Genomic DNA, 26,544 nt, shown 5'->3' on the forward strand with positions numbered 1-26,544 from the left:
TTTTTAGTACAACGGAATAAGGACAATAAATGCTTGCGCTCTGCTGTATCCTTCTTTTGTATGAAAGGAGTATTGGCTATTTGTATATAGACATATTTCTTGAAGAGAGAACTATACCGTTTAGGGCGCGGGCTGTTGTTTTATTATTGTTGTACGGGTTTTTTCCAGATGCCTTAAAGTTAATAATAAACAACGGGTTCCTGCGCTTTTTTTATGTGTTGAGGTTTTCTTATACATTATATAATATAGAAAATATAAAAAAGGCGCCGGTCCGTTGATTAAGACAACAGGACGGCGCCTTTCTTTATTTGTATCCTACCTTCCTTGTTTCTTCCCGTATTTGGTTGTGATGTTGAATGAATTTTATAACTCAATATTAACAATTAAATTATTATTAATTATGAACAAGAGATTTTCTACTCTTTTAGGTATGAGCTTGCTTTTAAGCTCTGCTTTTAGTGTAATGGAGGCTAAAAATCTGAAGGACGTTGCAGATGATGGTCAATATTACAAAATTATGCAATCTGCTCAACATGCTGGAACTAAATGGAATGGAGTTGCATCTAATAACTATGGATTGGTTTTAGATAAAGATGGAAATTTGACATTGTCTCAAATTACTGAAGAAAATTTAGCTGATGCTTCATGGACCATTACTAGTAAAGATATTAATGGAGTTAAGGCTTATATGCTAGTAACTGCTTCAGGTCATACTTTAGAAAATGAATCAGGTGCAACTGTTCAGCAGTATTTTTATTCAGAAGAATATAAAGGAAATTCAAGTGTTATTACAGGTAATCCTGTAACGGAAGATAATGCATGTTCAATTGATTTGAGCAGTCTAGGCGGTAATAATTTGTCAATGCTTTGGTCTGCTGGTGCTATTTCAGGTAAAGCAGGTTGGAATTTGACACCAGTTAGTGGTGAATCAAAATATGAACTTCTATTCAACCTTGTCGCAACAAAAGAAATTGACATTCCTGATTCAGATTTAAATGAACTTTATAACAAAAAAGGTTTTTCATTTGATTTGGATAGTGTAGTAGGTGGAACAAAACGTGACATTGAAAACTTGTTTAACCAGAGAATGGTTGCATTGAATGTTCCTACTACAATTGTCGCAAATGAACAAACAGAAAGTGGAGACTGGGGATTCCCAGCAGGTACATATTTCACAACAAGTCGTCCTTCTGGAGATTTCGATTCAATGACTAATGAAAAGAAATATGAATACTTGACAAAATGTAAATTTATAGTTGTTAGTTCAACAGATTGTGTAGAAGCTTCTGGTAAAGAACGTTCAGAAGAAGGTCGTGGCTTCCAGTTGGCAGAAGTTGAAGGATCTAAATTATATCAGTATTTAGGTGATACAGAAAGCCAGCTTTCAAAAGCAACAGATATTTCTGTTTATAATGCTTGTTTTGCAGTCGACTATACACCTCAGGCTAAATATCCATTTGCTGTTAGGGTTAAGAATAATTTCCGTTATTTGAAGGCTGCTAATGCAACAGGAGATGATTTGGTTCATTTGCAAAAGAATGATGGTATAGCATTGAATGTGATTGAACATGGTGGAAAATATTATTTGGCAACATCAGCTGGAACTGCAGGTAATATTTTCAAATTTGGTGAATCAGGCTTGGTTAATCCTTTAACTGAATTGTTGAAGACAAATGGTGCTTCAGTTTATAATATTAAATTCGTTTCAGGAGCAAATGATAAAACTGAAAAGAATAAGTATTTAACTACTGGTGTTGTTAGTGGTGCATGGGATTTCGTTGCTAAGGGTGAAGCTTTAGCTGAAAACGTTTTGGCTACTCCTGCATATCAGTTTGTTATTACCGATATTAATGAAAAAACTAGTGAGGTAACATTTACTAACCGTGAAAGTGGAACTAGCTTTGTTGCTAAGTTGTTCCATGAAGATGATAATAAGTATTCTTTTGCAGTTGCTACAGGTAGCGATTCTAATTTCTTAGTAGCAAATATCAATAAGAGTACTTATGGTGTAGATTTGGTTAAGGATGCTGCAGGAAATAAGAATTTTGCATTCAATAGTGTACTTGTTGAACTTGAACCTTCAACTGTAGATCCTTATGCTGGTTTCTGGAATGTAGCTGATGGAACTACTGTCACTATGGCATTTGCTCGTGATATTAATAATACTTCAAATATCATTTATGCATACGGTAAAGCAAATAGCAGTAAAACAGAATTTGAATTAACAGATGCTGATAATAATAATTATGCTAACTTGACTGAAGATTTGTATGATGCTGCTCAGTGGAGATTGAAGAAACTTGATGAAGTTAAGACAATAAAAAGAGATTATGTATATAGAGGTGAAAATGGTCAGAAGAAAGTTGCTCCGTTTGGAGATATAATTTCTGTACCTCAGTATCAGCTTGAATATATATATGATGCAGATCAAACTGGTGCATTTTTGACAGCAGATCTTTTACCTGAAGCTCAACAGAGTGGTTATACAACTTATATCATTAGAAATAACGCAGATGGTTCAGTATCTTTGATTGAAACATCATATATGAAATCAAATACTTCTTCAACAATCGGTGAATTTGCTGATGATTCACAAGATTTGTCTCTTGAAAAGGTAAGCGGTAAGTTTGAATACTCTTATAAGTATCTAGGTACATATAATCCTGAAGCTGGCGCTGAAGAGATTAGAACATTCTTGTTGACAGAAGCTCCTTATAAATCTTGGAAAAATGAAGGTCATGTAACTATTCAGAGTGAAGTGGGTAACTTCTTGTCTATGAATAAGGATCGTGATGCTATAATGGTTGATAATGAAGGTTCTGCTTACTATTTGTATAAGACTGATGAAGATGCTGTAGCTCCTTCTTATTATATCACTAAAGGTATGGGTAGTGAAAATGGTGAAAGATTGTTCTTGTTCAATCCAGTAGATTCAATTGGTTACCAAATGACTATGCCTTACGATCCTAAATATCAGTGGAGTGAAGATATGAGTAAGTTGGTGTTCAAACCAGCAATTATAAATGAAACTCGTGATACTTTGGCTTTGACTGTTAAGGGTGAAGTTTCTAAGCTTGTTGCTGATAAGGAAGATAATAAGAATAACATTTGGGGTGGTTTGAATCGTTTCAAATTCCAGATTGTAGAAACTGAAGATGGTGATGGTTATTACTATATTCGTCAGAACAATAATAATAAAGCTGCTGATGGAGCACATTCTGAAGGTAAATATCTTGGAAGTATCAGTGAAAAAGTAACATGGACTGAAAAGAAAACAGCTATCAAATTCCGTGTAGCAGAAACTGAAGCTCCAACATCTAACGAATCAGTATCAGCATCTGAAGTTAAGGTAATTGCTAACAACGGTTCAATCAACGTTAAGAACGCTGCTGGTAAGAACGTAGTAGTATCTACAATCCTTGGTCAGGTAGTAGCTAACGAAGTATTGACATCAGATAACGCAACAATCAACGTACCTGCTGGTATCGTAGTAGTTGCTGTTGAAGGTGAAAGCTTCAAAGTAAATGTAAAATAAGTTTATAAGTTAATGAGTTTTTGAGTTTGTAAGTTCAATCTTACAACTCAAAGCTCTAAACGATAAAAACTTTAGTTTAAAGCGGGAGCAGAAAAGACATTCGGGATTTACCCGCAGAATCTTCACTGCTCCCGTTCTTTTTTAATAACACAAACCTTGATATAATAATCAATGAATAAATAAAAGAAATTAAGTAACTCGTGAGAGTGAAACCTTTAATTTTTAGTTATTAATAATAGTAGTGTAATTTAAAAGTTCTAAAGCCCATAAAAAGTAATTCCGTGAGGAATGAAAGGGCGTGTGAATAAAAATTAAATGTCTAAGGAAGGCTGTTTCTCTTCGGAGGAGCAGCCTTTTGTTTAAATATATTGAAGCATAGTTTTTTAGTGTAAAATATATTTTTATTTATTTTCAGATTTATATGATTATTTGTTGATGATTTTTTTTATTTTTGTAAAATAAAGATAAAATCTAGTGCTGTTGAATCTTTGAATGTACATATATGAAGGATTTTATTTATCTGTTAATATCAATTTTGTGTTTGCAATTTTATTAAAAAAACAACCTAAATATTTGTATTATGAGCATTAAGATTGAATTTAAAACGCTCTTTTTATTATTGTCTGTATGTGTGTTGCCATTGTGCTTTTTATCATGTTCGGACGAAGAGGAGCCTGTTGTAGAAGAAAATGCAGAAATTGAGATTCTTTCTGATAAAAAAGTTTTTGATGTCTATCAGGAGTCAACATCATTAAGTGTTGAATTTTCGTCAACACATGATTGGATTTCTGAAGTTGATGGAAATGCTTCAGAATGGATAAAGATTAATCCATCTCAAGGAGGAAGTGGTACACACACTCTTGAGATTAATATTAGCGAGAATACCGCAGAGGATGATCGTGTAGGTATTATTAGTATTAAAAGTGGAAAAGCTGTTGAGAAGATTACTGTAAATCAAGAAGGAAATCGTCCTTCAATAAGACTGTTGCAGGAAGAGTATATTGTTTCTGGTAGTAACGGTGGTACTGTGGAGATTAGCTTAAAAAGCAACATAGAATACGAAATGCTTCTACCAGATTTGGATTGGATTTCTGAGTGTGATTTGCGTAGTTTAACTGAGAGTACACAATGTGTCTCTGTTGCTCCAAATGATACTGACAGTATGCGTGAATGCGATGTTATATTCAGAAATGAAGAGAATAATCTTTCTGTTTCGGCGCATATTATACAGATGCCGCAAGGTGATGATATTGTGACTGCAACTCAATTTGACGTTAGCAGTAACGGAGCAACATTGGTTGTAAAAACGAATGTTGATTATGATTTTGATGTAGAAATAAATGATGCCAAATGGTTAAAACCTACTGCAAAGATATCTGATAAGATATTGACCATTGATGTTGAAAAAAATACCGGTGCTGAAGGACGAAGTGCAGTTGTGGTAATCTCCGGAGGAAATGTTAAAGACGAGTTTCAGGTTTACCAAAACAATAGTGCTTCAACTGAAAATTCAGGAATAGATGATATGCCGATTGAGAAATGGTAGGATTAATATATTGAAATATATAGATTAAAAATATGATTATAGAAAAATCTTGTTCCATTATAGATGAAAAAGTTATGAAAAAAGATAGAATAAATAATATAATATTGTTCATACTGGCATTGTTTATGTTTGGCTGTGTGGACGACGATTTCAGGCAATATGGATCCGATTCGTTATATGTAATCGGTAATTTGAATGAGCCAGAGACAAAGACATTATATACGGAAGGCGAAAAGTCGGTTTCCGTTTCCTGGGAAGCAGGAGATATAATAGGTATATATACTAAACAGCAGCAAGGTGTTTATAAATATTCTGCGCAATCATCAGCAAAACAATCTTTGTTTTTACCTGAAGGAGAACAAATGGATAATTATCCTGGAGATTCTGTTTATGCATTTTATCCGATTCAAGAAGGAAAGCCGTTTGAGTATCCCAAAATAGCATTACCACAGTTGTTAAGTCAACATTATAATAATGGTGAATTCAATTCTGATTATGATTTCCTTTATTCTAAGTCAATTATTGAGAATGGAAAGGTAAATATGTCATTTAAGCATCTTTACGCATTTATCAAGATGACAATAAATACTGATTTGATTAAGGGAATTGATAGTTTTATGCTTTATGCTTCAGATTATATAGCTTGTTATGAAGATGAAGAATCAAATAGTTTATATTACGACATAAATACAGGTAAAATAGTGGGAGGTATGGCATATAATTTATGGTATATTTTTCCTGAAGAGGCCGTTTACTCAAATAAAGAATTAACCTGTTATATTGCCATATTGCCCGTCCAAGAAGGAACAGAAATTAAATTTGAAGTTTGGAAAAATGAAAATTCAAAGATAATTTATGAGCGTAAAGCTCCTGATGGAGGCTTCAAAGCCGGGCATATCTATGAGTTGAATATTTCTGAAAATAATTATGAAGAGCAAGCTAAAAAGGAGAAAGAGGCATTGATTGCTTTATATAAAGCTACTGATGGGGATAATTGGATAAATAATGAAAACTGGTGTAGTGACAGGCCTTTAGATGAATGGTATGGTGTGGATTATTGGAGTGGACATGTTAGATGGTTTGATTTATCTAATAATGGACTAAAAGGCAGCATTCCAAAAGAGCTGGCAGCTTTGAATTCTCTAGATTATATAAATCTATGTGGAAATAGTTTGAGTGGAGATATACCTGAAGAAATTACTGAATCCGAATGGTGGAAAAAATTCGGACCGGAGACGGTTATATATCAGCAGGAAGGTTGTAAAATAAACTTCCCTATGTATAAATCAACAGACTACTCTATGCATAAAAAGATTGATGTCATCCAACGTCATACAAAAGGTAGAGGATTGAAGGTCGTTATATTGGGTGAAGCATATACAGACCGGGATATTGCTGATGGAACATATCGTGAACATGTTGATTTTGCGGTAGAATCTTTGTTCTCGGAAGAACCATATACTTCTTTTAGAGACTATTTTGATATTTATTGTGTAAATATAGTTTCTGAAAATCCATATTTGACAGGAAAAACAGCATTTGAAACAGGTTATGAGTTCGAAAGAAATACTTTTGAAACCAGACCTGATATTGCAATTGATTATACTCAGGATGTTTATCAACTAAATAATCAGTTAGCAAATGTCTCTACAATTATTCTTATGAAAACTAATGCTCCTTTTAGGTCAAATTGCTGGTGGTACGCAGATGGCTATAGTGCTGCATTTTGTCAAGTTAGTAATAATATGGATGGTTTGAAAGAATTGATTCATCATGAGGTTTGTGGACATGGATTTGGTAAATTGGCAGATGAATATGTTGAATTTGATGGTGTTTATCCTAATCCTGAATATATTGTCGAAGCGCATAGTCGGAATGAAAGTTTAAATGTGGATGTTACAAATGATCCCAATAAAATAGTTTGGAAATATTTTCTTAATGATCCAAGATATGCGAAAGAGAAAATAGGTATTTATGAAGGAGCCGATTATTATCCTAAGGGCGTGTACCGTTCAACAGAAAACAGTATAATGAGGTATAATACCGGTGGTTTCAATGCACCTAGCAGAATGAGCATATTTATGAGAATCAAAAAATTGTCAGGAGAGGTATATAGATTTGAAGATTTTCTCGAGTATGATGAGATAAACAGACAGAGGATAAATTCTCAGATCGAGACACGTTCCGGATATGACGAACCTAAGGGGTTGTTAGGAGCACCTCCAAGAGTTATGGATTATCCTTCAACTGAAGTTAAAATTCATTTTAAGAAATAGATGTATTTTGATTAATTGTTGAATCAGGTGTTGGCACCTGATTCAACAATTAACGAATCAGAGTTGTGAAATCGCCAAATTTCCAAAGTTATGTACTAACAGTCCTTTGGCAAATCTTACTTTAGGCACTATAGAATTTCAGTTTTATCATTCGGACGCAGCGCCTCTGTATTTATATTCCTTGTCAACTTGTCTCCTCGTCAACTCGTTCCTTGAAGAATTTGCATTATTCCACAAAATCCCCTATTTTAGACATCGTTTAATTTATATAACCATGAACAGTATCTACGATTCCAGGGAAAGGTTGAAATACGTATTTATATTTGCGGCGATATTGATAGCCATTGTTTCGGTGGTGGTGTCGGATACGCTGATAAAAGATATGGCAAGAGAGGAGAGAGAGAAGATTGAGGTGTGGGCTGAGGCAACAAGAGTTGTGACAAGTGAAGATCCGAGCCTTAATATGAATCTTATCCTTAAGATAATCCAGGGAAACACGACGATTCCTGTGATGCTCTGCAATGAGAAAGACAGTGTGCTTACGTATAAGAATATAGAATTGCCGGAAGAGAATGTTGAGGCTTTTCTTAATGAAAAGGTGAAAGAGCTGAAGTCGAAGAATTCGCCTATAGTGGTGGATATGGAGGATGGGACGTTTCAGTATCTGTATTACGACGATTCCACGAATCTGAAGCGGCTTCTGGTTTATCCTTATGCGCAGCTATCGGTTGTGGCTGTGTTTATTCTGATAGCCTTTCTTGCCCTTGCCAGCACGAAGAAGGCTGAGCAGAATAAAGTGTGGGTTGGATTGTCGAAAGAGACGGCACATCAGTTGGGTACGCCTATATCGTCGCTTATCGCATGGCTGGAATATCTAAAGACGAAGGATGTGGATATTTCGCTGATTGAGGAAATGGATAAGGATGTGAAAAGGCTGGAAACAATTGCTGAGCGCTTCTCTAAGATAGGTTCGAATCCGGAGCCTGTGCCGGTTGATATTTGCGAGTCGGTGCGTGCAGCAATCGGATATATGTCCACCAGAATATCGTCTAAGGTGAAAATACATCTGAATCTTCCTGATTATCCAGTTCCGGTGCTGATGAATTCGTCTCTTTTTGCCTGGGTGATTGAAAATCTGACAAAGAATGCTGTGGATGCTATGGAAGGCCAAGGAGAGATAACTGTTTCGCTTGAGGAAAAATCGGGGAAAGTGAAGATTGATGTGACTGATACGGGAAAGGGAATAATGAAGTCGAAATTCAAGACGGTGTTCAATCCCGGATATACGACTAAGAAACGCGGATGGGGCTTGGGATTGTCGCTTGTGAAGAGGATAATCGAATCGTATCACGGAGGAAAGATATATGTGAAATGGTCGGAACTGGGTAAGGGAACGACATTTAGGATAGAATTGAGGCGTGCAGTTGGCTCTTAAAATATGTTATATTAAAAAATAAAGAAAGATATATTGTTTTTGTACGAAGTTTTTTCGTACCTTTGCATGGTTTTTACACAAATAGGCTTTGGGAAAATTTGAATTATACAATATTGACTTGAAGAATCTCACTCCGGGAGTACATGAATTTGACTACCATTTGGAGAATAAATTCTTCTTGGATATCGATGGAGACCAGGTGCAGAAGGGCAAGGTAAATGTCCATTTGACAGTGAAAAAGACCTCTATGATGTTCGAGATGGATTTCCATATTGAAGGAGTTGTGATTGTTTCGTGCGACCGCTGTCTGGATGATATGGAGCAGCCGGTTGAGTCGGATAACCGTCTCGTTGTAAAATTCGGAAAAGAATATTCTGAAGAGAATGACGAAATAGTGATTATTCCGGAAGAAGAAGGAAAAATCAATATAGCATGGTTCCTGTATGAATTCATAGCACTGTCTATTCCGATGAAGCATGTGCATGCTCCGGGAAAGTGTAACAAGGCAATGGCGTCTAAATTGAGACAGCACACTGCTCGCAGTGTTGACGAGGACGATGATTTTGACACAGACTTCGATGATGATGTTGAAGATGTGCCGGGAGACGATCAGATAGATCCGCGTTGGGCTGCGCTGAAGAATTTAGTAGAGAATAATAACAATTAAAATAAAATTATCATGGCACATCCTAAAAGAAGACAAGGTAAGACTAGAACAGCCAAGAGAAGAACTCATGACAAGGCTGTAGCTCCAACAATGGCTATTTGCCCAAACTGTGGTGCATGGCACATCTATCACACTGTATGTAACGAATGCGGTTATTACAGAGGTAAATTAGCAATTGTTAAAGAAGCTGCTGTGTAAGTTTATCGAAGAAAAATAAATTACTTTGGTGAACAAAAGAAATAGCCCTAAAAAGATATTTTTTTAGGGCTTTTTTTAATTTTACAAATTATAAAGGTTTTGTGGGCCTTTTTCTAATGAAATATGATGATGTTTCGAATATGTAACGGAAAATTATTATATTGACAAGCGAACTTGGCTGGCAAAACTTAAACTTATTATAATTATGGAAAAGATTAATGCGGTAATAACAGGCGTTGGCGGTTATGTGCCGGAAGACGTTTTGACAAATGATGATATTGCCAAAATGGTGGATACATCTGATGAATGGATTATGACCCGCGTTGGAATTAAAGAACGCAGAATTTTGAGAGAAGAAGGTAAAGGTACTTCTTTCATGGGAATTTGTGCAGTAAACGAGTTGCTTAAGAAAACAGGTGTTGACGCTGAAACAGTTGAGGCTGTAATCTGCGCTACAACAACTCCGGACTATCATTTCCCTACTACAGCTTCTATTATTGCTTATAATACAGGCTGTAAGAATGCATTTACTTTTGATATCCAGGGAGCTTGTGCCGGATTTTTGTATGCGTTGGAAACTGCATCTAATTATATCCGTTCAGGACGCTACAAGAGAATCATTGTGGTGGCAGGCGACAAAATGACTGCTATAACTGATTATACGGACCGTAATACTTGTCCGTTGTTCGGTGACGGTTGTGGTGCCGTGATGGTTGAACCTACAACAGAAAACTATGGTGTTATGGATACTATACTCCGTACTAACGGTATCGGTCTGGAACACCTTATCATGAAAGCCGGTGGTTCGGCTTATCCTCCAAGTCACGAGACTGTGGACAGAAGAGAACATTACGTTTATCAGGACGGACGCTATGTGTTCAAACACGCTGTGTCTGACATGGCTGATGTTGCTGCTGAAGTGGTGGCTCGTAATGGTCTGACTAATGATGATATAACTTGGGTTGTTCCTCACCAGGCAAACCTTCGAATCATTGACGCTACAGCTAAGCGTCTGGGTGTGCGTGACGACCAGGTTATGATTAATATCCAGAAATATGGTAACACAAGTGCCGGAACTATTCCTTTGTGTTTGTGGGAATGGGAAAGCAAACTGAAGAAAGGTGACAACCTTATCCTTGCTGCTTTCGGAGCCGGATTCACTTGGGGTTCAATATATGTAAAATGGGGTTATGATGGAAAAGAAGCATAAATCCGGGTTTGTCAATATCGTGGGAAACCCAAATGTGGGTAAATCTACTTTGATGAATCGTCTGGTGGGTGAGCGTATTTCGATTATTACATCTAAGGCGCAGACAACCCGTCACCGTATCATGGGGATTGTGAACACGGACGATATGCAAATTGTCTATTCAGACACTCCGGGAGTCCTGCATCCTAATTATAAGCTGCAGGAATCTATGCTTAACTTTTCGGAATCGGCATTGGGTGATGCTGATGTGTTGCTTTATGTAACGGATGTAATTGAGAAGATAGATAAAAACGAAGAGTTCCTTCAGCGTGTGCAGAAAGTGAAGGATTATCCTGTGCTGCTGCTCATCAACAAGATTGACCAGACAAACCAGGCTGATTTGGAGAAACTGGTTGCTCAGTGGAAGGAACTGTTGCCGGATGCGGAGATTATTCCTATCTCGGCATTGTCGAACTTCAACATTGATTACGTGAAACAAAGGGTGGCGGAATTGATGCCCGAGTCGCCTCCTTATTTTGAAAAAGACGCGCTGACGGATAAGCCGGCTCGTTTCTTTGTTACAGAAATCATTCGTGAGAAAATACTTCTGTATTATCAAAAAGAAATACCGTATTCGGTAGAAGTAGTCGTAGAGCTGTTTAAGGAAGATGATGAGAAAATCCATATAAAGGCGCTCATTATTGCAGAACGTGATTCTCAGAAAGGAATTATTATTGGGCATAGAGGACAAGCACTCAAGAAAGTTGGGGCAATGGCACGTAAGGACATTGAACGTTTCTTCGAAAAGAAGGTCTTTCTTGAGATTTTTGTCAAAGTTGAGAAAGACTGGCGAAACCGTGATAATATGCTTAAGGCATTCGGTTACCAGTTGGATTAATACATAAATTAACGGCATACGAAATTTTATTATGGGAAATATTGTTGCAATAGTTGGAAGACCCAATGTGGGCAAATCAACTCTTTTCAACCGTCTGACGCAGACAAGACAGGCGATTGTGAATGAACAGGCCGGAACAACTCGCGATCGCCAGTATGGCAGAGTGGAATGGCTGAATAAGGAGTTCTCTCTGATTGATACAGGTGGATGGGTCGTGAATTCCGACGACGTTTTCGAGGAAGAAATAAACAAGCAGGTTCAGATTGCTATTGAGGAAGCTGATGTTATCCTTTTTGTCGTTGACGTTGTAAACGGAATGACAGACTTGGATATGGAAGTTGCAGGTATTTTGCGCCGCAGCCGTAAGCCTGTTGTGGTTGTTGCCAATAAGGCGGATACATTTGAAATGCATGTCAACTCTGCTGAGTTCTATTCTTTCGGTTTGGGTGATCCTTTCTGTATTTCTGCTATCAACGGTTCTTGTACAGGAGACTTGCTTGACAAGATAATATCTTTGTTCCCTGAAGAGAAACCGATGGAGTTGGAGGAAGAGTTGCCAAGAATAACTATCGTTGGACGTCCAAATGCCGGAAAATCATCTTTAGTCAATGCTTTTATCGGTGAAGAGAGAAATATTGTAACAAATATTGCCGGAACAACTCGTGATTCGATTTATACAAAATACAACAAATTCGGACTTAACTTCTATCTGGTGGACACTGCTGGTATCCGAAAGAAAGGAAAAGTTAATGAGGATTTGGAGTATTATTCTGTGATACGTTCAATCCGTGCTATTGAGAATTCTGATGTGTGCGTGCTTATGCTTGACGCTACACGAGGAATTGAGAGCCAAGATTTGAATATTTTCTCGCTTATCCAGAAGAACAAGAAAGGTTTGGTGGTATGCGTTAATAAATGGGATTTGGTGGAAGATAAGAGCCAGAAAGTGATAGACTCATATATCCGAGCTGTTCGCGAAAGATTGGCTCCATTTACAGATTTCCCTATTCTGTTTATTTCAGCGTTGACAAAACAGCGTATTTTCAAGGTCCTGGAAACAGCACAGAAAGTATATGACAACAGAAAGAAGAGAGTTTCAACAGCTAAGCTTAATGAAACTATGCTTCCTATAATTGAGAATTATCCGCCACCAGCATGGAAGGGTAAGTATATTAAGATTAAATATATTACTCAGTTGCCGGCAGGAAGTATTCCTTCGTTTGTATTCTTCTGTAATTTGCCTCAGTGGATTAAAGAACCTTACAAGCGATTCCTGGAGAACAAGATTCGTGAAAATTGGGATTTTTCAGGTACTCCGATAAATATTTTTATCAGAGAAAAGTAAAGGTCAGAGTTCAAGTTAATAAGTAAACGAGTTGACAAGGATAATCATATTTTATGCCTTGTCAACTCGTTTATAAAGTCTTGTCAACATTAAAGTTGAGTAATTAGCGAAACTTTAATTAACTTATTTTCTTTGCTAGATAGATATTGTCAACCTTATATTTGCATCCTGAGTAATTTAACATTAAAAGGAGAGATGAATATGAAGAAGACATTATTTGCAATCTGCCTTATGATGATTTGTTCGTTGGCAGTAAACGCCCAGAAATATGCACTAATTGATATGGAATATATATTGAAGAATATTCCTGCATATGAAATGACAAACGAACAGCTTAGTCAGGTTTCACAGAAATGGCAGAATGAGGTGGAAGCATTGCAGCAGGAGGCACAAAATATGTATAAGACATATCAGAGTGATTTGGTGTTCCTTTCTGCAGAGATGAAGTCCAAAAGAGAAGAGGAAATAGTTAAGAAGGAGCAGGAAGCACAGGACTTGAAGCGTAAGTATTTCGGTGCAGACGGCGAACTTTACAAGAAAAGAGAGAGCCTGATGAAGCCTATCCAGGATGAGATATATAATGCTGTAAAGGAAATATCAGAGGACAAGGGGTATCAGCTTGTGATTGACAGAGCGTCTGCCATGAGTATAATTTTTGCTTCTCCAAAGATAGATATCAGCAATGAAGTGCTTTCAAAACTGGGATATTCAAAATAAATGCTTAATTTTGTGCGCCTAAGTTATTGAAGGTGGAATTATAATGATTAATAATAATAACTATAAAAGAAAAATGAAAAAGCTTATTGCATTATTGCTAATGATTATCCCTATGAGCGTTGTTGCTCAGGAAGTGAAAATTGCTTTCGTAAATACACAGGAAGTATTTATGGCTATGCCTGAAGTATCTGACATGGAAAAGAAAATGGCTGATTTGCAGGAAAGTTATAAAAAAGAACTTGCACAGATGGAAGAAGAATACAAGAAAAAATATTCTGATTTTATCGCACAGCAGGATTCATTGACTGAAAATATTAAGGTTAGAAGAATGCAGGAAGTTCAGGATATGCAGCAGCGTATGGACAACTTGGTTCAGGTTGCTCAGCAGGACGTTGCTAAACAGCAGCAGGAATTGGTAAAACCTATTCAGGAAAAGATTCAGACAGCAATTAAAGCTGTTGGTGATGAAAAAGGTTATACTTATATCTTGACTCCGGAAGTGTTGTTGTATTCTGGTTCATCTGCAGTTGATGCTACTTCTTTTGTTAAAGCAAAATTAGGTTTGCAGTAATTAATAATTTCGGAATAATATAGAATCAGTTTTGATTCCAACCATTTGTATTGAAAACACAGAGAATGTACCTAAAAAGGTGTTCTCTGTGTTTTTTTAGTAATAAGGAGTTTTTGTTTTATAGGAGTTATATAGGAAATGTTCAATATGCAATTTTCAAAAGCTGATGGCCCAATTGGGGTTTTTGATTCTGGTTATGGTGGGTTGACTGTATATGATAAAATACGTGAAAGATTGCCGCAATATGATTACATATATATGGGTGATAATGCTCGTTCGCCTTACGGCCCCCGTTCATTTGAGATTGTATATGAATTTACAAGACAAGCGGTGATGCGTCTTTTTGCTGAAGGTTGCCGTCTTGTTATATTGGCTTGTAATACTGCCTCAGCAAAGGCATTGAGAACGATACAGCAACAGGACCTTCCTGTTTGGGATAATGAACGACGAGTCTTGGGTGTAATACGTCCGACAGTTGAACTAATGGACAAGATGAGTAACAGTAAGCATATTGGGGTCCTAGGTACTGCAGGAACTATATCTTCTTCATCCTACACTCTTGAGATTGAAAAAATGTTTCCTCATATTTCTGTAGTAGGAGAGGCTTGTCCGATGTGGGTTCCGTTGGTTGAGAATGCAGAATTTGATTCTCCGGGAGCTGACTATTTCGTTAAGAAACATATTGATCATATAATGCAGACAGATCCGCTTATCGATACTCTAATTCTAGGATGTACGCATTATCCTTTGCTGATAAAAAAGATAAGGAAATATGTTCCTGCAGGAGTTAAGTTGGTTTCGCAAGGGGAATATGTTGCAGAAAGCCTTGCGGATTATCTGGTGCGGCATCCGGAAATGTCATCCCGTCTGACTACCGGTGGTAGCCGGCGTTTCCTTACGACGGAATCTGTTGAGAAATTTTCGGATGCCGCATCTTTGTTTTTAGGATATAATGTAAATGCGGAAAAAATAGAACTGAATTCTTAGATTATTTCTTTTCCAAAAGGAGTGAGTGCCAAACCTGCCATTTTAATGTGTTGTTTTCCGAATGGGAAACCAATTATTGTAATGCATAGCAATATCCCGAAAAAGAGGTGAGTGGCTGCAATCCATATTCCACCAACTAGAATCCAGATAATGTTCATTATAATGCACAGGCAGCCTTCGGCACTTTCACTTTCAACAACTTTAGAGCCAAATGGCCAAAGAGCCAGTATTCCAAGTTTGAGAGTCTGCAAACCGAAAGGAATACCTATAATTGTTATCATCATTAAAAGACTGGCAATAAGATATTCTATGGCTGTAATTAGGCCACCACATATAAGCCAGATGATATTACCTATGAACTTCATAATTATTCAGTATTTTGAGTTTATTATTCTAAGATTATTTTATTTCGCTAATGTCAATTCCTGATTGTTGAGTTTCAGGGTTTTTAAACTGTCGAGTTCAGATATAATTCTGTTCTTAACAATATTAAAACTGTCTCTGAGTTCTGGTTTAATAGGCTCAGAAGGTGGCGCTTCCATATCAAGAGGATTTATAGGCTCTCCGTTCTTATAAACCCTGAAATCTAAGTGTGGACCAGTTGACAAACCTGTTGAACCAACATAGCCTATTTCTTCACCTTGTTTGACTCTTTGCCCAACACTCAGCCCTTTAGCATAGCGACTTAAATGCATATAAGAAGTAGTATATACAGAATTATGCTTTATTTTTATAGTATGTCCACCTCCGTTTGTGTATCCTTTGAATATAACAGAACCATCACCGATAGTTCTGACCGGTGTTCCTGTAGGTGCTGCATAGTCAACACCGTGATGAGCTCTGTATCTTTTTAGTATAGGATGAAAACGAGCATTGGTAAATCTTGATGTTATTCTGTAGAAGTCAAGCGGTGCTTTCAGGAAAGCTTTACGCAAACTGTTTCCTTCTAAATCAAAAAATTGCATTGAACTGTCTTGCATAAACGGTATTGCATAATAATCTTTACCTTGATGAGTGAATAAAGCTCCTTCTATGGATGAAATAGATAAGGCTGTTGTATCATCAATATAAGCCTCGTTGTATATCACTTGGAAAGAATCTCCTTCTTTCACGTCAAAGAAGTCTATTTCCCAAGCGAAGACATCTGCTATTTTAATAGCCAACAAAGGATCTGCGCCTTGTTGCTTTATTATATTCCATAGAGATGAAGTTATTGTACCGTTTACAGATTTCCTTTTTAGTGTGATAGGTTTGTTGAAAGTGTATGCTTCTATTGGCCTTTTTCTAAGGTCTATTATTGCATAATCTGTCATAGTTTTTGCAAATGCAATATATTGAATTTTAGCAATAGAATCTCGAGTAGTAAAAGTACAATAATGCATACCAGCCTTGATTCTAGTTGGATCCAGGACTGAGGCAGAAGCTTTACTTATGCTGTCTGCTTCAAGAGCAGAAAATCCCAAACGTGAGAATATTATAGAAGGATTATCTCCATTTCTTATCTCAAAATGCTCTACATTCAGACTATCTATGCATATACCATATTCGTAAACATGTTGCAGACTATCTTTCCATTCACTATCGACGGTTTCTTCGGTATTATTTACTTGATCATGCTTACATGAAAATATAGAAAGGCAGAATGCTGCTGCAATAAACAGTATTGGTATGATTCTTTTCATCTTTGATATTTATCAACAAATTATATAAGTACTACAAACATACATAAAATAATAGAATTAGCCAATTTGATTTGATTTACCTTTGTGGAAGAATATATTCATAATGTGATATCTGCAATGTTTGGGTTATCGTTGTTTCGGAATAGAGGTGATTTGCGAGGAAAGTTACTGAAATTGGTAGGACCAATTTTTCTGGAAATACTCCTGATGCTTATGCTGGGAGTTGTTGACACATTAATGCTTAGTCATTATTCAGATAATGCTGTTGCTGCTGTTGGTGTTGTAAATCAGTTGTTGAATATGGTTTTTCTTTTATTCAACATAACAACTGTTGGAACATCAGTAATGTGTGCCTTGTATTTTGGTGCTAAAGATTCAAAAAGCTTTATTCAGGTAGTTGGTGTCTCTCTTTTGTTTAATGCTGTAGTAGGTTTGATAATCAGTCTTGCCTTAACACTTGGTGGAAAACAAATGTTGGTCTGGATGGATATAAGGGATGACCTTATGCCTATGGCACTGACATACATGAAAATTGTCGGTGGATTTGGATTCTTCCAGGCAATAAGTTTTACAGCATCAGCTGTTCTAAGGGCTGCTAATAAACCAAATTATGCAATGCAGGTAACATTCATAATTAATATATTGAATATCTTAGGAAACTATTCTTTGATATTCGGTCATTTTGGATTACCAGCGTTAGGTGTTGAAGGTGCTGCAATATCTACATCTATCTGTCGAGGTGTGGCAATGTTGTTTCTAATCATTGTATTGTTCAAGCGATTGATACATAAAATGCCACTTGAATATTTCCGTCCTTTTCCGTTTAAGAAGCTTAAAGATGTGATAAAGATTGGAATGCCGTCGGCTTTCGAGCAAATTTCATATGATGCTTCTCAGGTTTGCGTTGTGTATTTTATTAACATGCTGGGAAACGAAGTGCTGACAGCCAGAGTATATATAATGAACATAGTTATTATCGGTTATATTTTCTCTTTGGCTATGGCAAGCGCAGCTTCCGTATGTACTGGAAATCTTGTAGGAGCAGGAAAGAAAAATGCGGCATATACGCTTAGTTGGTATGCATGGAAGCGCTCGATGATGGTGACTTTTGTGGCAACTGTTGGTGTTTATTTATGTGGCCGTTTACTTCTCGGATGCTTTACCGAAAATGAGAGAATAATAGAGATTGCTATGTCTGCTTTGCTTGTTGATATATTACTGGAACATGGTAGAGCGACTGTGTTGATGTTCTTGTTCTGTTTACGTTCCGTTGGAGATGTCGTAATTCCTGTATTGATAGAAATAGTCTGTATGTGGGTATTTGCCGTCTCTTTTGGTTATTTGTTAGGAATAGCAATGGGATTGGGACTTGCTGGAATATGGTTTGCCTTGGCTATGGACGAAGGTTCAAGAGGTATAGTGTTATGCTTGAGATGGCGAACTTGTAAATGGATGAAAAAGGACCTTATATCATCTCCTAAGTAGTTAATGTAGGTTAAATATTTAGTCTGCTCAGAACAAATTTCCACTTTTTAGCGTCTATAGGATTGAAAGCTCTTATGTTTCGTAAGTTCTACTTTCAGATAAAGAGGTTGATAAGTGAACAAGTTGATGATGGTTTTTATACATAGAGTTTATAGGTTGTATTTCCAATTTATATTCCTTGTCAACTCGTCTCTGAAGCCTTGTCAACTTTAAACTTAAATTGTAATTACTAACGAATAATATTTAATATTTTATGAAGAAGTTATTTATGTATGCACTAATGATTCCTGCAATGGCAGTTTCAATGGTGGCATGTTCTAGTTCTAAAGTCAATGTAAAACAATTGGATGGAAAATGGAATATTGTGGAGGTAAAAGGTGAGGTTATAAACTCCGAAGAGAATGTTCCTTTTATGGAATTTGATATGGAAGGAAAGAAGCTTCATGGTAACGCCGGATGTAATATATTCAATACATCTGTAATCTTGAATGATAAAGATGATTCAGCTTTAAAAATTGGTCAAGCTGCTGCAACAATGATGGCATGTCCAAATATGGATTTGGAAACTAAAATTTTCCAAAGTATGGATGCTGTTCGTTCTGTAAAATCTGGTAAGAGTGAGAATGAATTGCTGCTGGTTGATGAAAATGGTAATACATTGTTTGTTCTAAGTAAATAAAAATGAAATTAATATCTTCAATAATATTGGTTTTGGCAAGTATTGTTATATTATCTGGATGTCGTTCTCAATACAAGGCAATTTCAGATATTAACGAGCTTGAAGGAGATTGGAATGTTATTGAGCTTGAAGGTAAGTCATTGCAATCAGAAAATCATTTACCATTTCTGTCTTTTGACTTGAACGGAAAACGATTGTCTGGAAATGCAGGTTGTAATAGAATAATCGGCTCATTGGATATAGATGAATCTAATAGAGAGATGATATCTTTTCCTCAAGTAGGTTCAACTCGTACGGCTTGTCCAGATATGACTGTTGAGGATAATTTGCTTAAATTACTGAATAGCGTAAAATATTTTGAATCTATGAGCAAAACTAAGCCTGTTACACGAATATCTTTGTGTGATGAGGCCAAGACTCCTATTATAGTATTGGAGAAGAAAAATTAGTAATTTCTTTATATAAAACAGGAAAAGCTGTGTATCAATAAACGCTCTTGCGCTATATTGCTTACACAGCTTTTTTATGTAATCACAATTCCATTATTTCTCGTAATCCGGATATAAGAGATATTTTTTTCTCATTTCCTTATATTTGTCAAGATCTTCCTGCCATGAAGCTTTTATTTCTTCCTCAGTTAAACCTTGCATTATCTGTTCTCGAAGTTTGTCTGTTCCTGAAAGCAAATCGAACCATCTTTTACGCTTAAAGAAAAAATCAGGATTTTTGTCGCATTTTTCGTAGAACTCCATAACGAATCTCAATGTCAATCCTCCTTCAAAAGGGTATTCCTGTAAGTTCACACCATAGCACATTTTATCTTTATGCATAGGATTTGTATCGAATCCCGGTAATGAGCATGGTGTAAACGTATATTCTCCGAATTTGGGATCAGGATAACCTAATACTTGGAATGGAAAATATGTACCTCGACCAACGCTTATAGGAGTCGCTTCAAAAAAGCAGAGCGAAGGATAAAGGCGAATAGACTGGTCGTTTGGTAAATTAGGTGATGGCTTCACCGGTAACCAGTATGGATCACCATGTTTCCAGTTTTCTATTTTGACGATATGGATGTCGCATGTATCTGGAGTATTCAAAATCCAACCTTCTCCATTCATCATCCATGCTAGTTCACCAATAGTAAGTCCATGGAGGATTGGTAAAGCATCCATTCCGACAAAAGATTTGAATTCAGGTTTACGGATAGGTCCGTCAACAAAGTCATTTGGATTCGGTCGGTCAAGTACAATAAGTTTTTTATTATTCTCAGCACAAGCCTCCATTACATAGTGAAGAGTACTAATGTAAGTATAAAATCTGGCACCGACATCCTGAATGTCAAAAACCATAATGTCAATATCTTTCAACTGTTCTGCTTGTGGCTTTTTGTTTTTACCATATATAGATATGATAGGTATTCCAGTTTTCAAGTCTTTGCTGTCTTTTACTTCTGCACCTGCTTCTGTTGTTCCTCTGAAACCATGTTCGGGGGCGAAAACTTTAACGACGTTGATACCTTCTTCTAAAAGGACATCGAGAAGATGACGTTGTCCATTATCTAAAACAGATGTTTGATTTACGACTAGTCCAACTTGTTTTTTTGCTAATAAACGTGTGATTACTTCTATACGTTCAGCACCTACACGTATTGTCGCAGTTTCTGTATCTTTAGCATAACAAGATAAACAAAGCAATAATCCAAATAGAAATAGGATAAATTTTGATATATGATTCATGTCTGTTTTTTTTGCAAAAATACAAAATGTTTTGACATAAAAGACACGGAAATATATAGTTATGCAAACTACATATTTTCGTGTCAATTGAAAAAAGATATTATATATTAAATTGTTGATATAAAATAGTTTTATCAATATTCATAATCTACACAGGCTCGTTCTCCTGGAAATTTTTTCAGGATACTTGCTGCTGCAATATGTGCAGGATTTATTGAATAGTTTTTTACATCTTGAAGAGTATCAAAATCACTATTTAAGCAAAGATCCCATTTCTCATCTGGATTAATGTTTATTTCAACATGTATTTCTCTAATAAATTTAATTACATTAGGAAGAGCTTCAATTGCATGTTTGAATTTTAGCATCACGTCCATTTTCTCTTCTTGATTAATATTATCAGGGAGTTTGAATAAAACAATGTGTTTAACCATAATATTATTTTTAATAAAAAACTTGGATACTCTCTTTTTTATAATAGAAAGTATCCAAGTATATAGTTTAATGAATTTTATTTATTCAAATTAGAATGCTGCATAACCAGGATTCTGAGTCAAATTCGGGTTTGTCTGCCATGCATCCTGTGAAATAGGATAGAGTTTCAAGTGTTCACCTGTTGCTCTAGCACAATTTGATTGAGGCCACATTCCTTGTTCGAAGCAACCGAAGCGGATATCATCCTGGCGTGAAGTGTTTTCCCATGCTAATTCCAAACGACGTTCTAGCTGCACTTTTTCCAAATCAACTGTCTGATAATTGTGATCTGCATTACCATAAGCTCGTTCACGGATTGCATTTACTAATTTTGTTGCTTCACCTACATTTCCATTTCCTCTTAACAATGCTTCAGCTTTCATCAGGTAAACATCTGCCAAACGGAAGATATGGAAATCGTTTTCCATTGCATCAACCAAATCTTTTGCGTATTCCCATTTGAAGCAACGTGCACCATCATGCTGGTTAACAGCTCCCCATGTAGTTCCGTCATATTCAGTACCAGGAAGCATTGTTACATCAATTGTATGATCCAAAACAAAACCATGGTCTGTAATGATAGGTTCACCTGTTGAAATATCCTTCATTACTCCAGTTAGGAATGTTGCATCTTTACGAGGATCATCATCTGAGAATAATCTTACATACTCAGGCTGTGCGCAAACACCATTCCAAGTTGATGAATAACTTCCACCAAAAGCAAGATAATCTTTGTAATGAAGAGTTTGGTTCATCATCCGGTTTTGATCTTGTGTATCTGTACTAGAGAATGAACATGCAAAGATTGCTTCTCTTGAGTTGTTGTTTGTTAGATTAAAGTTATCAGACCATTCTGGCTCAAGGATATAATTCATAGCCATAACCTTATCACAATATTCAACAACTTTTTCGTAGTTTCCACCTGAAGTTGTTACCTCCCATGCATCAGCATTCAAGTATAATTTTGCAAGTAAAGTGTAAGCAGCTCCTTTTGTAAACTGACCGTAAGTTTCAGAAGAAGCTTCTGGACATGTAGCTGATATTTCTTCAACTTCACTTAAAAGCCAATCAAAAACTTCTTGTCTAGTTTTACATGTTGGAAGTTCTTTATCGTTATAGTCAGTTACCAAAGGAATATTTCCCCAGTTATCTAACATTACATAATACCAAAATGCGCGAACTCCTCTTACTTCTGAGATTTTTGTTGTTTTGTCTTCATCTTTCAGAATTTCAGAATTCTTAAGAACTTCGATTGTTGCATTACAAGTACCAATTGCACTAGATGCAGAACTCCAAGCTCCTTTTATCGCACTAGTATTGGCTGTCCATGTATGCATATACATTTCTCTGTACTGACCACCATCATACCAGTCACCACCTCTTCGTGTAGGTGTTACTGCTACAGAACCGCCATTTTCAGAAAGTACACGGAAGTCACCTGGCCAATATTTTTTCAATGTATTGTGAACTGTACCAACTAATGCATTGATTTCTACTTCTGTTTTACCGAAGTCATCAGCCGGTAATTTATCATAGACTGTTTCGTCCAAGTTCAAGCACGATGGCATAATCATCATTGCCGCACCGGCAAGAAATAGTGATAATATATTTTTCTTTTTCATAAAGCTAAATCGATTAGAATGTTAAGTTAACACCGAATGTGAATGAGCGAGCCTTAGGCATATAGTTACGAGGTTCGATACCAGGTGACAAACCTGCATCTGCATCACTAGCTTCTCCACGGAAGTTTTCAACTTCTGGGTCCAAACCTGAATAACCAGTGATTACGAACAAGTTCTGAGCTGCTACATAGACACGGGCCTTTGTCAACCAGTCTATTTTCTTTGTGTTGAATGTATATCCGATTGACATATTGTCCAAACGGGCGAATGAAGCGTCTTCAATGTAGTATGAACATACACGTGAGTTCTCGCGCATAGTCATCAAATTGTCGTTCTTCATTGCGTTGCAACCTGAGATATATGTATTGTTACCGTAAGCTGCAACCGGGTTGTTCAATACCTTGTTACCGATTGTACCGCGGATAAAGAAGCTGGCATCCCAATTCTTCCATGAGAATGTGTTATTCCATCCGTAAGTCAAATCAGGCTGTGCATCGCCACAATATGTACGGTCGTCATCAGTAATCTGTCCATCGCCATTGATATCTTCGATAATGAATTTACCGTTTTCATCAATACCGTCACATTTCAACATGAAGAACTGACCTACAGGATAACCTTCTTCAACAACGTGTGAAGTTACACCTGATGCACCACGAATCCATGGGTCACCGACATATACACGGTCTGTTGAATATAGGTCATTAGACAATTTTGTAATTTTGTTCTTGTTGTGTGCAAGGTTGATAGATGTATTCCAAGTGAAATTCTTATTTCTTATAACATCAAGATTCAATAAGATTTCAATACCTTTATTACTCATATCACCCACATTGGCTGCAATTTTGTCATAAACATATGTAGGAGTTGGAACTTTATATGTGTACAACATATCTGAAGTCTGCTTGCTATACCATTCGATAGTACCATTCAAGCGGCTGTTGAACAAAGTGAAGTCCAAACCAACATTCAACATAGAAGTCTGTTCCCATTTCAAATTAGGGTTGGCATTCTGTGCAACCTTGAACGCTGTCAACTGTGAACCGTTGCTATAGTAAGTTCCAGATGCCTGATACAACTCAAGAGATTTGTATGGTTGCAAACCATCTTGGTTACCTGTTACACCATAACCAGCACGTAATTTCAAGTCATTAATCCATTTAGCATCTTCCATGAAGCTTTCCTGGCTGATACCCCATGCTGCTGAAACTGATGGGAATGTACCCCATTTATTGTTAGCACCAAACTTAGAAGAACCATCACGGCGAACTGTTGCAGTAACCATGTATTTTTCTTTATAGCTATAGTGAGCACGAGCAAACATAGATATAAGCTTGTATTCATTACGGCTAGAAGTTACATTACCTACTTTCAACAAATTACCAGTTTGGATATTGTCTGCCCCCATTGAACCTACTGCAAAGTCAGTAGCTTTTGCATACTGGTCTGCATATTTGTTTGTTTCCCATGAATAACCAATGATAGCATCAATTTTGTGTTGCTCTTCATTACCGAAAGCTTTGTTGTAATTAGCTGTCCATTCCATCAACTCACGGTCCCAAGTACGATTCTGACGAACTGCCAAACCATTGTTGTCATCACCACGAGAGTTCTGAGGATCTTGCCATTCGCTATAGTCGCTTGAGAAACGGCTCTTATACAAGTTAACTTTAGCAGTCAAGCCTTCTATGATTGTGTATTGAACATCACCTTGTCCATAGAAGTAAATATTGCTTCTTTTCTTATAGTTCTGATCCTGATTCTGAACTGGGTTACCTTGGTCGTAATTTTTGTTTGCTCCTGTGAAATATGAACCATCTTCATTATATACTGGATATACAGGAAGCATGTTGTATGCTAGAATATAGTCATCAGCAAACGGCATTTGCATATCTGTCAAGGTTGTAGAACCTGTTAATCCGATACGCAATTTGTCGTTCAATGCACGCTGCTGGAACTGGAATCGGAAACTATGACGTTTCATCCAGTTATCACGAGCAATACCGTTACGATCCATATACGTATAAGATGCACGATAATTACTCTTTGAAGTACCTCCAGACAATGACAAAGAATGGTTCTGTGAAGTACCAGTACGCATCATAGCGTCGAACCAGTCAGTATCTGCAGTATATCCGTCATATAGTGAAATATCATTACCTAACTCCTTGTTTGTATCTCTCCATTCCTGAGCATTCAACATATCCGGTTTGTTAGCAACTGTAGATGCTGTAACGTAACCATCGTAGTTGATTTGAGTTTTTGAACCAGAACCACGTTTTGTTGTAATCAAGATAACACCACCAGCTGCACGAGAACCGTAGATTGCAGCTGAAGAAGCATCCTTCAAAACTGAGATTGATTCGATATCTGTAGGAGATACAGTTGACATATCACCACCAGGAACACCATCGATAACGATCATCGGACCTTGGTCATTCTGTAGAGTAGATGTACCACGCAACTGGATTTGAGAACCACGAGTTACATCTCCTGAACCAGAAGTGATTGTCAAACCTGCAACTTTACCTTGCAGCAAATCTGATGCATCACGAGTAACACCTTTGTTGAAGTTTTCTTCTGATACGTTTGCTACTGAACCTGTGATTTCACGGCGAGTTTGGGTACCATAACCAATAGCTACAACTTCACCCAAGTTTACAACTGAAGGTTCAAGTTTGAAAGAAACAGCATTACGCCCTTTTACTGCTTCTTCAACAGAGTTGTATCCAATGTAAGAAATTTGTAGAACAGCGCCTTTAGCGTTTTCTACTTCCAGTGAGTAATTACCGTTAATGTCAGTAATTGTTCCATTCGTAGAACCTTTTACCAAAATGTTGGCACCGATAATAGGTTCACCATTTTCATCAACAACGTTTCCCTTAATAACTGCTTTCTGTGCAAATACAGCACCAGTCATGCAGAAAGACATCAACATCGAGGCAGCTACCATTCTCGAATGTCTGAATGTGGTTAACATTTTTTTCTGTCGCATAAGTTTTTACATATTATGGGTTAACACTAATAAATTTTATTTTCTCAAAATAGTGTTTCATGGCTTAAAGACTTATTGTGGTTTGTCTTAGTAAGCTCAAACGCCGTAAAGATATAAAAAAAACTAATAAAACAAGTATATGTAAGGATAATTTATGAAAAAAATATATGGCATATATATGCATATAAATAATATAAATAAGATGGATGGTGTGTAAGTTGTTGTATTATGATGTTTAATATTATTGATTCAGTGATTAGTCTTAATATTGCTTTAGTTAAATGTGATTATTATACACATTATATTAAATGGTTTATATCTTAATTGTATTATGAATTGTATATGATTGTGTTACTGTATTTTTGTTTAAATATTATGACTAAAAATCTATGGAATTTGTATTCGAAAGTAATCGAATTTTCTTTCGAACCCAAATCAAATTACTTCCGAACCTAATTGAAATTACTTCCGTACTTATTTTTGTTTTCTTTCGGAAGTAATTTT

The 26,544-nt window shown here is 36.5% G+C and carries 21 protein-coding genes; 15 read left to right on the forward strand and 6 right to left on the reverse strand.

Features of this window, described 5'->3' with window-relative positions:
- Positions 1-400: 400 nt before the first annotated feature.
- From ACYIAR_RS11460 to murI, 12 genes are all read left to right on the forward strand, one after another.
- On the forward strand, positions 401-3,535 hold the full coding sequence (locus ACYIAR_RS11460) for a DUF6383 domain-containing protein (protein ID WP_480329693.1): 3,135 nt from the start codon (positions 401-403) through the stop codon (positions 3,533-3,535).
- Positions 3,536-4,115: 580 nt separating this feature from the next.
- Positions 4,116-5,081, forward strand: coding sequence for a BACON domain-containing protein (locus tag ACYIAR_RS11465; protein ID WP_480329694.1), 966 nt, complete (start codon positions 4,116-4,118; stop codon positions 5,079-5,081).
- A 32-nt stretch (positions 5,082-5,113) separates the two neighbouring features.
- Positions 5,114-7,357: a M64 family metallopeptidase gene (locus ACYIAR_RS11470; RefSeq protein ID WP_480329695.1), complete on the forward strand. Its 2,244-nt coding sequence runs from the start codon at positions 5,114-5,116 to the stop codon at positions 7,355-7,357.
- Between the two features lie 274 nt (positions 7,358-7,631).
- A complete protein-coding gene (locus ACYIAR_RS11475; protein ID WP_480329696.1) occupies positions 7,632-8,792 on the forward strand; it encodes a sensor histidine kinase in 1,161 nt (386 codons plus the stop codon).
- 88 nt (positions 8,793-8,880) lie between these two features.
- Positions 8,881-9,459, forward strand: a complete 579-nt coding sequence (locus tag ACYIAR_RS11480) for a YceD family protein (protein ID WP_480329697.1) — start codon at positions 8,881-8,883, stop codon at positions 9,457-9,459.
- A gap of 12 nt (positions 9,460-9,471) precedes the next feature.
- On the forward strand, positions 9,472-9,657 hold the full coding sequence (gene rpmF, locus ACYIAR_RS11485) for a 50S ribosomal protein L32 (protein WP_480329698.1): 186 nt from the start codon (positions 9,472-9,474) through the stop codon (positions 9,655-9,657).
- A gap of 205 nt (positions 9,658-9,862) precedes the next feature.
- Complete coding sequence (locus ACYIAR_RS11490; protein ID WP_480329699.1) at positions 9,863-10,867, forward strand: beta-ketoacyl-ACP synthase III; 1,005 nt, start codon at positions 9,863-9,865, stop codon at positions 10,865-10,867.
- A complete protein-coding gene (gene era, locus ACYIAR_RS11495) occupies positions 10,851-11,744 on the forward strand; it encodes a GTPase Era (protein WP_480333637.1) in 894 nt (297 codons plus the stop codon). Before ACYIAR_RS11490 ends, era begins: the two co-directional genes overlap by 17 nt.
- A gap of 31 nt (positions 11,745-11,775) precedes the next feature.
- The gene (der, locus tag ACYIAR_RS11500) at positions 11,776-13,089 is read left to right on the forward strand and encodes a ribosome biogenesis GTPase Der (RefSeq protein ID WP_480329700.1); all 1,314 of its coding nucleotides are present in this window, start codon (positions 11,776-11,778) and stop codon (positions 13,087-13,089) included.
- 201 nt (positions 13,090-13,290) lie between these two features.
- Entirely contained in the window at positions 13,291-13,806 is a 516-nt protein-coding gene (locus ACYIAR_RS11505; protein WP_480329701.1) for an OmpH/Skp family outer membrane protein, read from the forward strand.
- 73 nt (positions 13,807-13,879) lie between these two features.
- Positions 13,880-14,377 carry an OmpH/Skp family outer membrane protein gene (locus ACYIAR_RS11510; protein ID WP_480329702.1) on the forward strand — a complete coding sequence of 166 codons (498 nt, stop codon included), beginning with the start codon at positions 13,880-13,882 and terminating at the stop codon, positions 14,375-14,377.
- A gap of 147 nt (positions 14,378-14,524) precedes the next feature.
- Entirely contained in the window at positions 14,525-15,364 is an 840-nt protein-coding gene (murI, locus tag ACYIAR_RS11515; RefSeq protein ID WP_480329703.1) for a glutamate racemase, read from the forward strand.
- Here the strand turns inward: murI and ACYIAR_RS11520 are convergent.
- A complete protein-coding gene (locus ACYIAR_RS11520; RefSeq protein ID WP_480329704.1) occupies positions 15,361-15,729 on the reverse strand; it encodes a YccF domain-containing protein in 369 nt (122 codons plus the stop codon). The genes murI and ACYIAR_RS11520 overlap by 4 nt on opposite strands.
- A 39-nt stretch (positions 15,730-15,768) precedes the next feature.
- Positions 15,769-17,046 (reverse strand): M23 family metallopeptidase, encoded by a 1,278-nt coding sequence (locus tag ACYIAR_RS11525; protein WP_480329705.1) that lies wholly within the window; start codon positions 17,044-17,046, stop codon positions 15,769-15,771.
- A 117-nt stretch (positions 17,047-17,163) separates the two neighbouring features.
- On the opposite strand from ACYIAR_RS11525, the gene ACYIAR_RS11530 reads away from it, so the two are divergent.
- From ACYIAR_RS11530 to ACYIAR_RS11540, 3 genes are all read left to right on the forward strand, one after another.
- Positions 17,164-18,531 (forward strand): MATE family efflux transporter, encoded by a 1,368-nt coding sequence (locus tag ACYIAR_RS11530; protein WP_480329706.1) that lies wholly within the window; start codon positions 17,164-17,166, stop codon positions 18,529-18,531.
- A 253-nt stretch (positions 18,532-18,784) separates the two neighbouring features.
- A complete protein-coding gene (locus ACYIAR_RS11535; protein ID WP_480329707.1) occupies positions 18,785-19,210 on the forward strand; it encodes an META domain-containing protein in 426 nt (141 codons plus the stop codon).
- Between the two features lie 2 nt (positions 19,211-19,212).
- Positions 19,213-19,659, forward strand: a complete 447-nt coding sequence (locus tag ACYIAR_RS11540) for an META domain-containing protein (RefSeq protein WP_480329708.1) — start codon at positions 19,213-19,215, stop codon at positions 19,657-19,659.
- Between the two features lie 93 nt (positions 19,660-19,752).
- Here ACYIAR_RS11540 and ACYIAR_RS11545 read toward each other — a convergent pair whose 3' ends face one another.
- The 4 genes from ACYIAR_RS11545 to ACYIAR_RS11560 all read right to left on the reverse strand — a co-directional run bounded on the left by ACYIAR_RS11545 (position 19,753) and on the right by ACYIAR_RS11560 (position 26,040).
- Entirely contained in the window at positions 19,753-20,949 is a 1,197-nt protein-coding gene (locus ACYIAR_RS11545) for an exo-beta-N-acetylmuramidase NamZ family protein (RefSeq protein ID WP_480329709.1), read from the reverse strand.
- Positions 20,950-21,083: 134 nt separating this feature from the next.
- The gene (locus ACYIAR_RS11550; RefSeq protein ID WP_480329710.1) at positions 21,084-21,383 is read right to left on the reverse strand and encodes a Dabb family protein; all 300 of its coding nucleotides are present in this window, start codon (positions 21,381-21,383) and stop codon (positions 21,084-21,086) included.
- Positions 21,384-21,473: 90 nt separating this feature from the next.
- Positions 21,474-23,045 (reverse strand): RagB/SusD family nutrient uptake outer membrane protein, encoded by a 1,572-nt coding sequence (locus ACYIAR_RS11555; RefSeq protein ID WP_480329711.1) that lies wholly within the window; start codon positions 23,043-23,045, stop codon positions 21,474-21,476.
- 13 nt (positions 23,046-23,058) lie between these two features.
- Positions 23,059-26,040, reverse strand: coding sequence for a SusC/RagA family TonB-linked outer membrane protein (locus ACYIAR_RS11560; protein WP_480329712.1), 2,982 nt, complete (start codon positions 26,038-26,040; stop codon positions 23,059-23,061).
- Positions 26,041-26,544: the final 504 nt, after the last annotated feature.

Source organism: Parabacteroides sp. KHUB-01 (genome assembly GCF_056640935.1).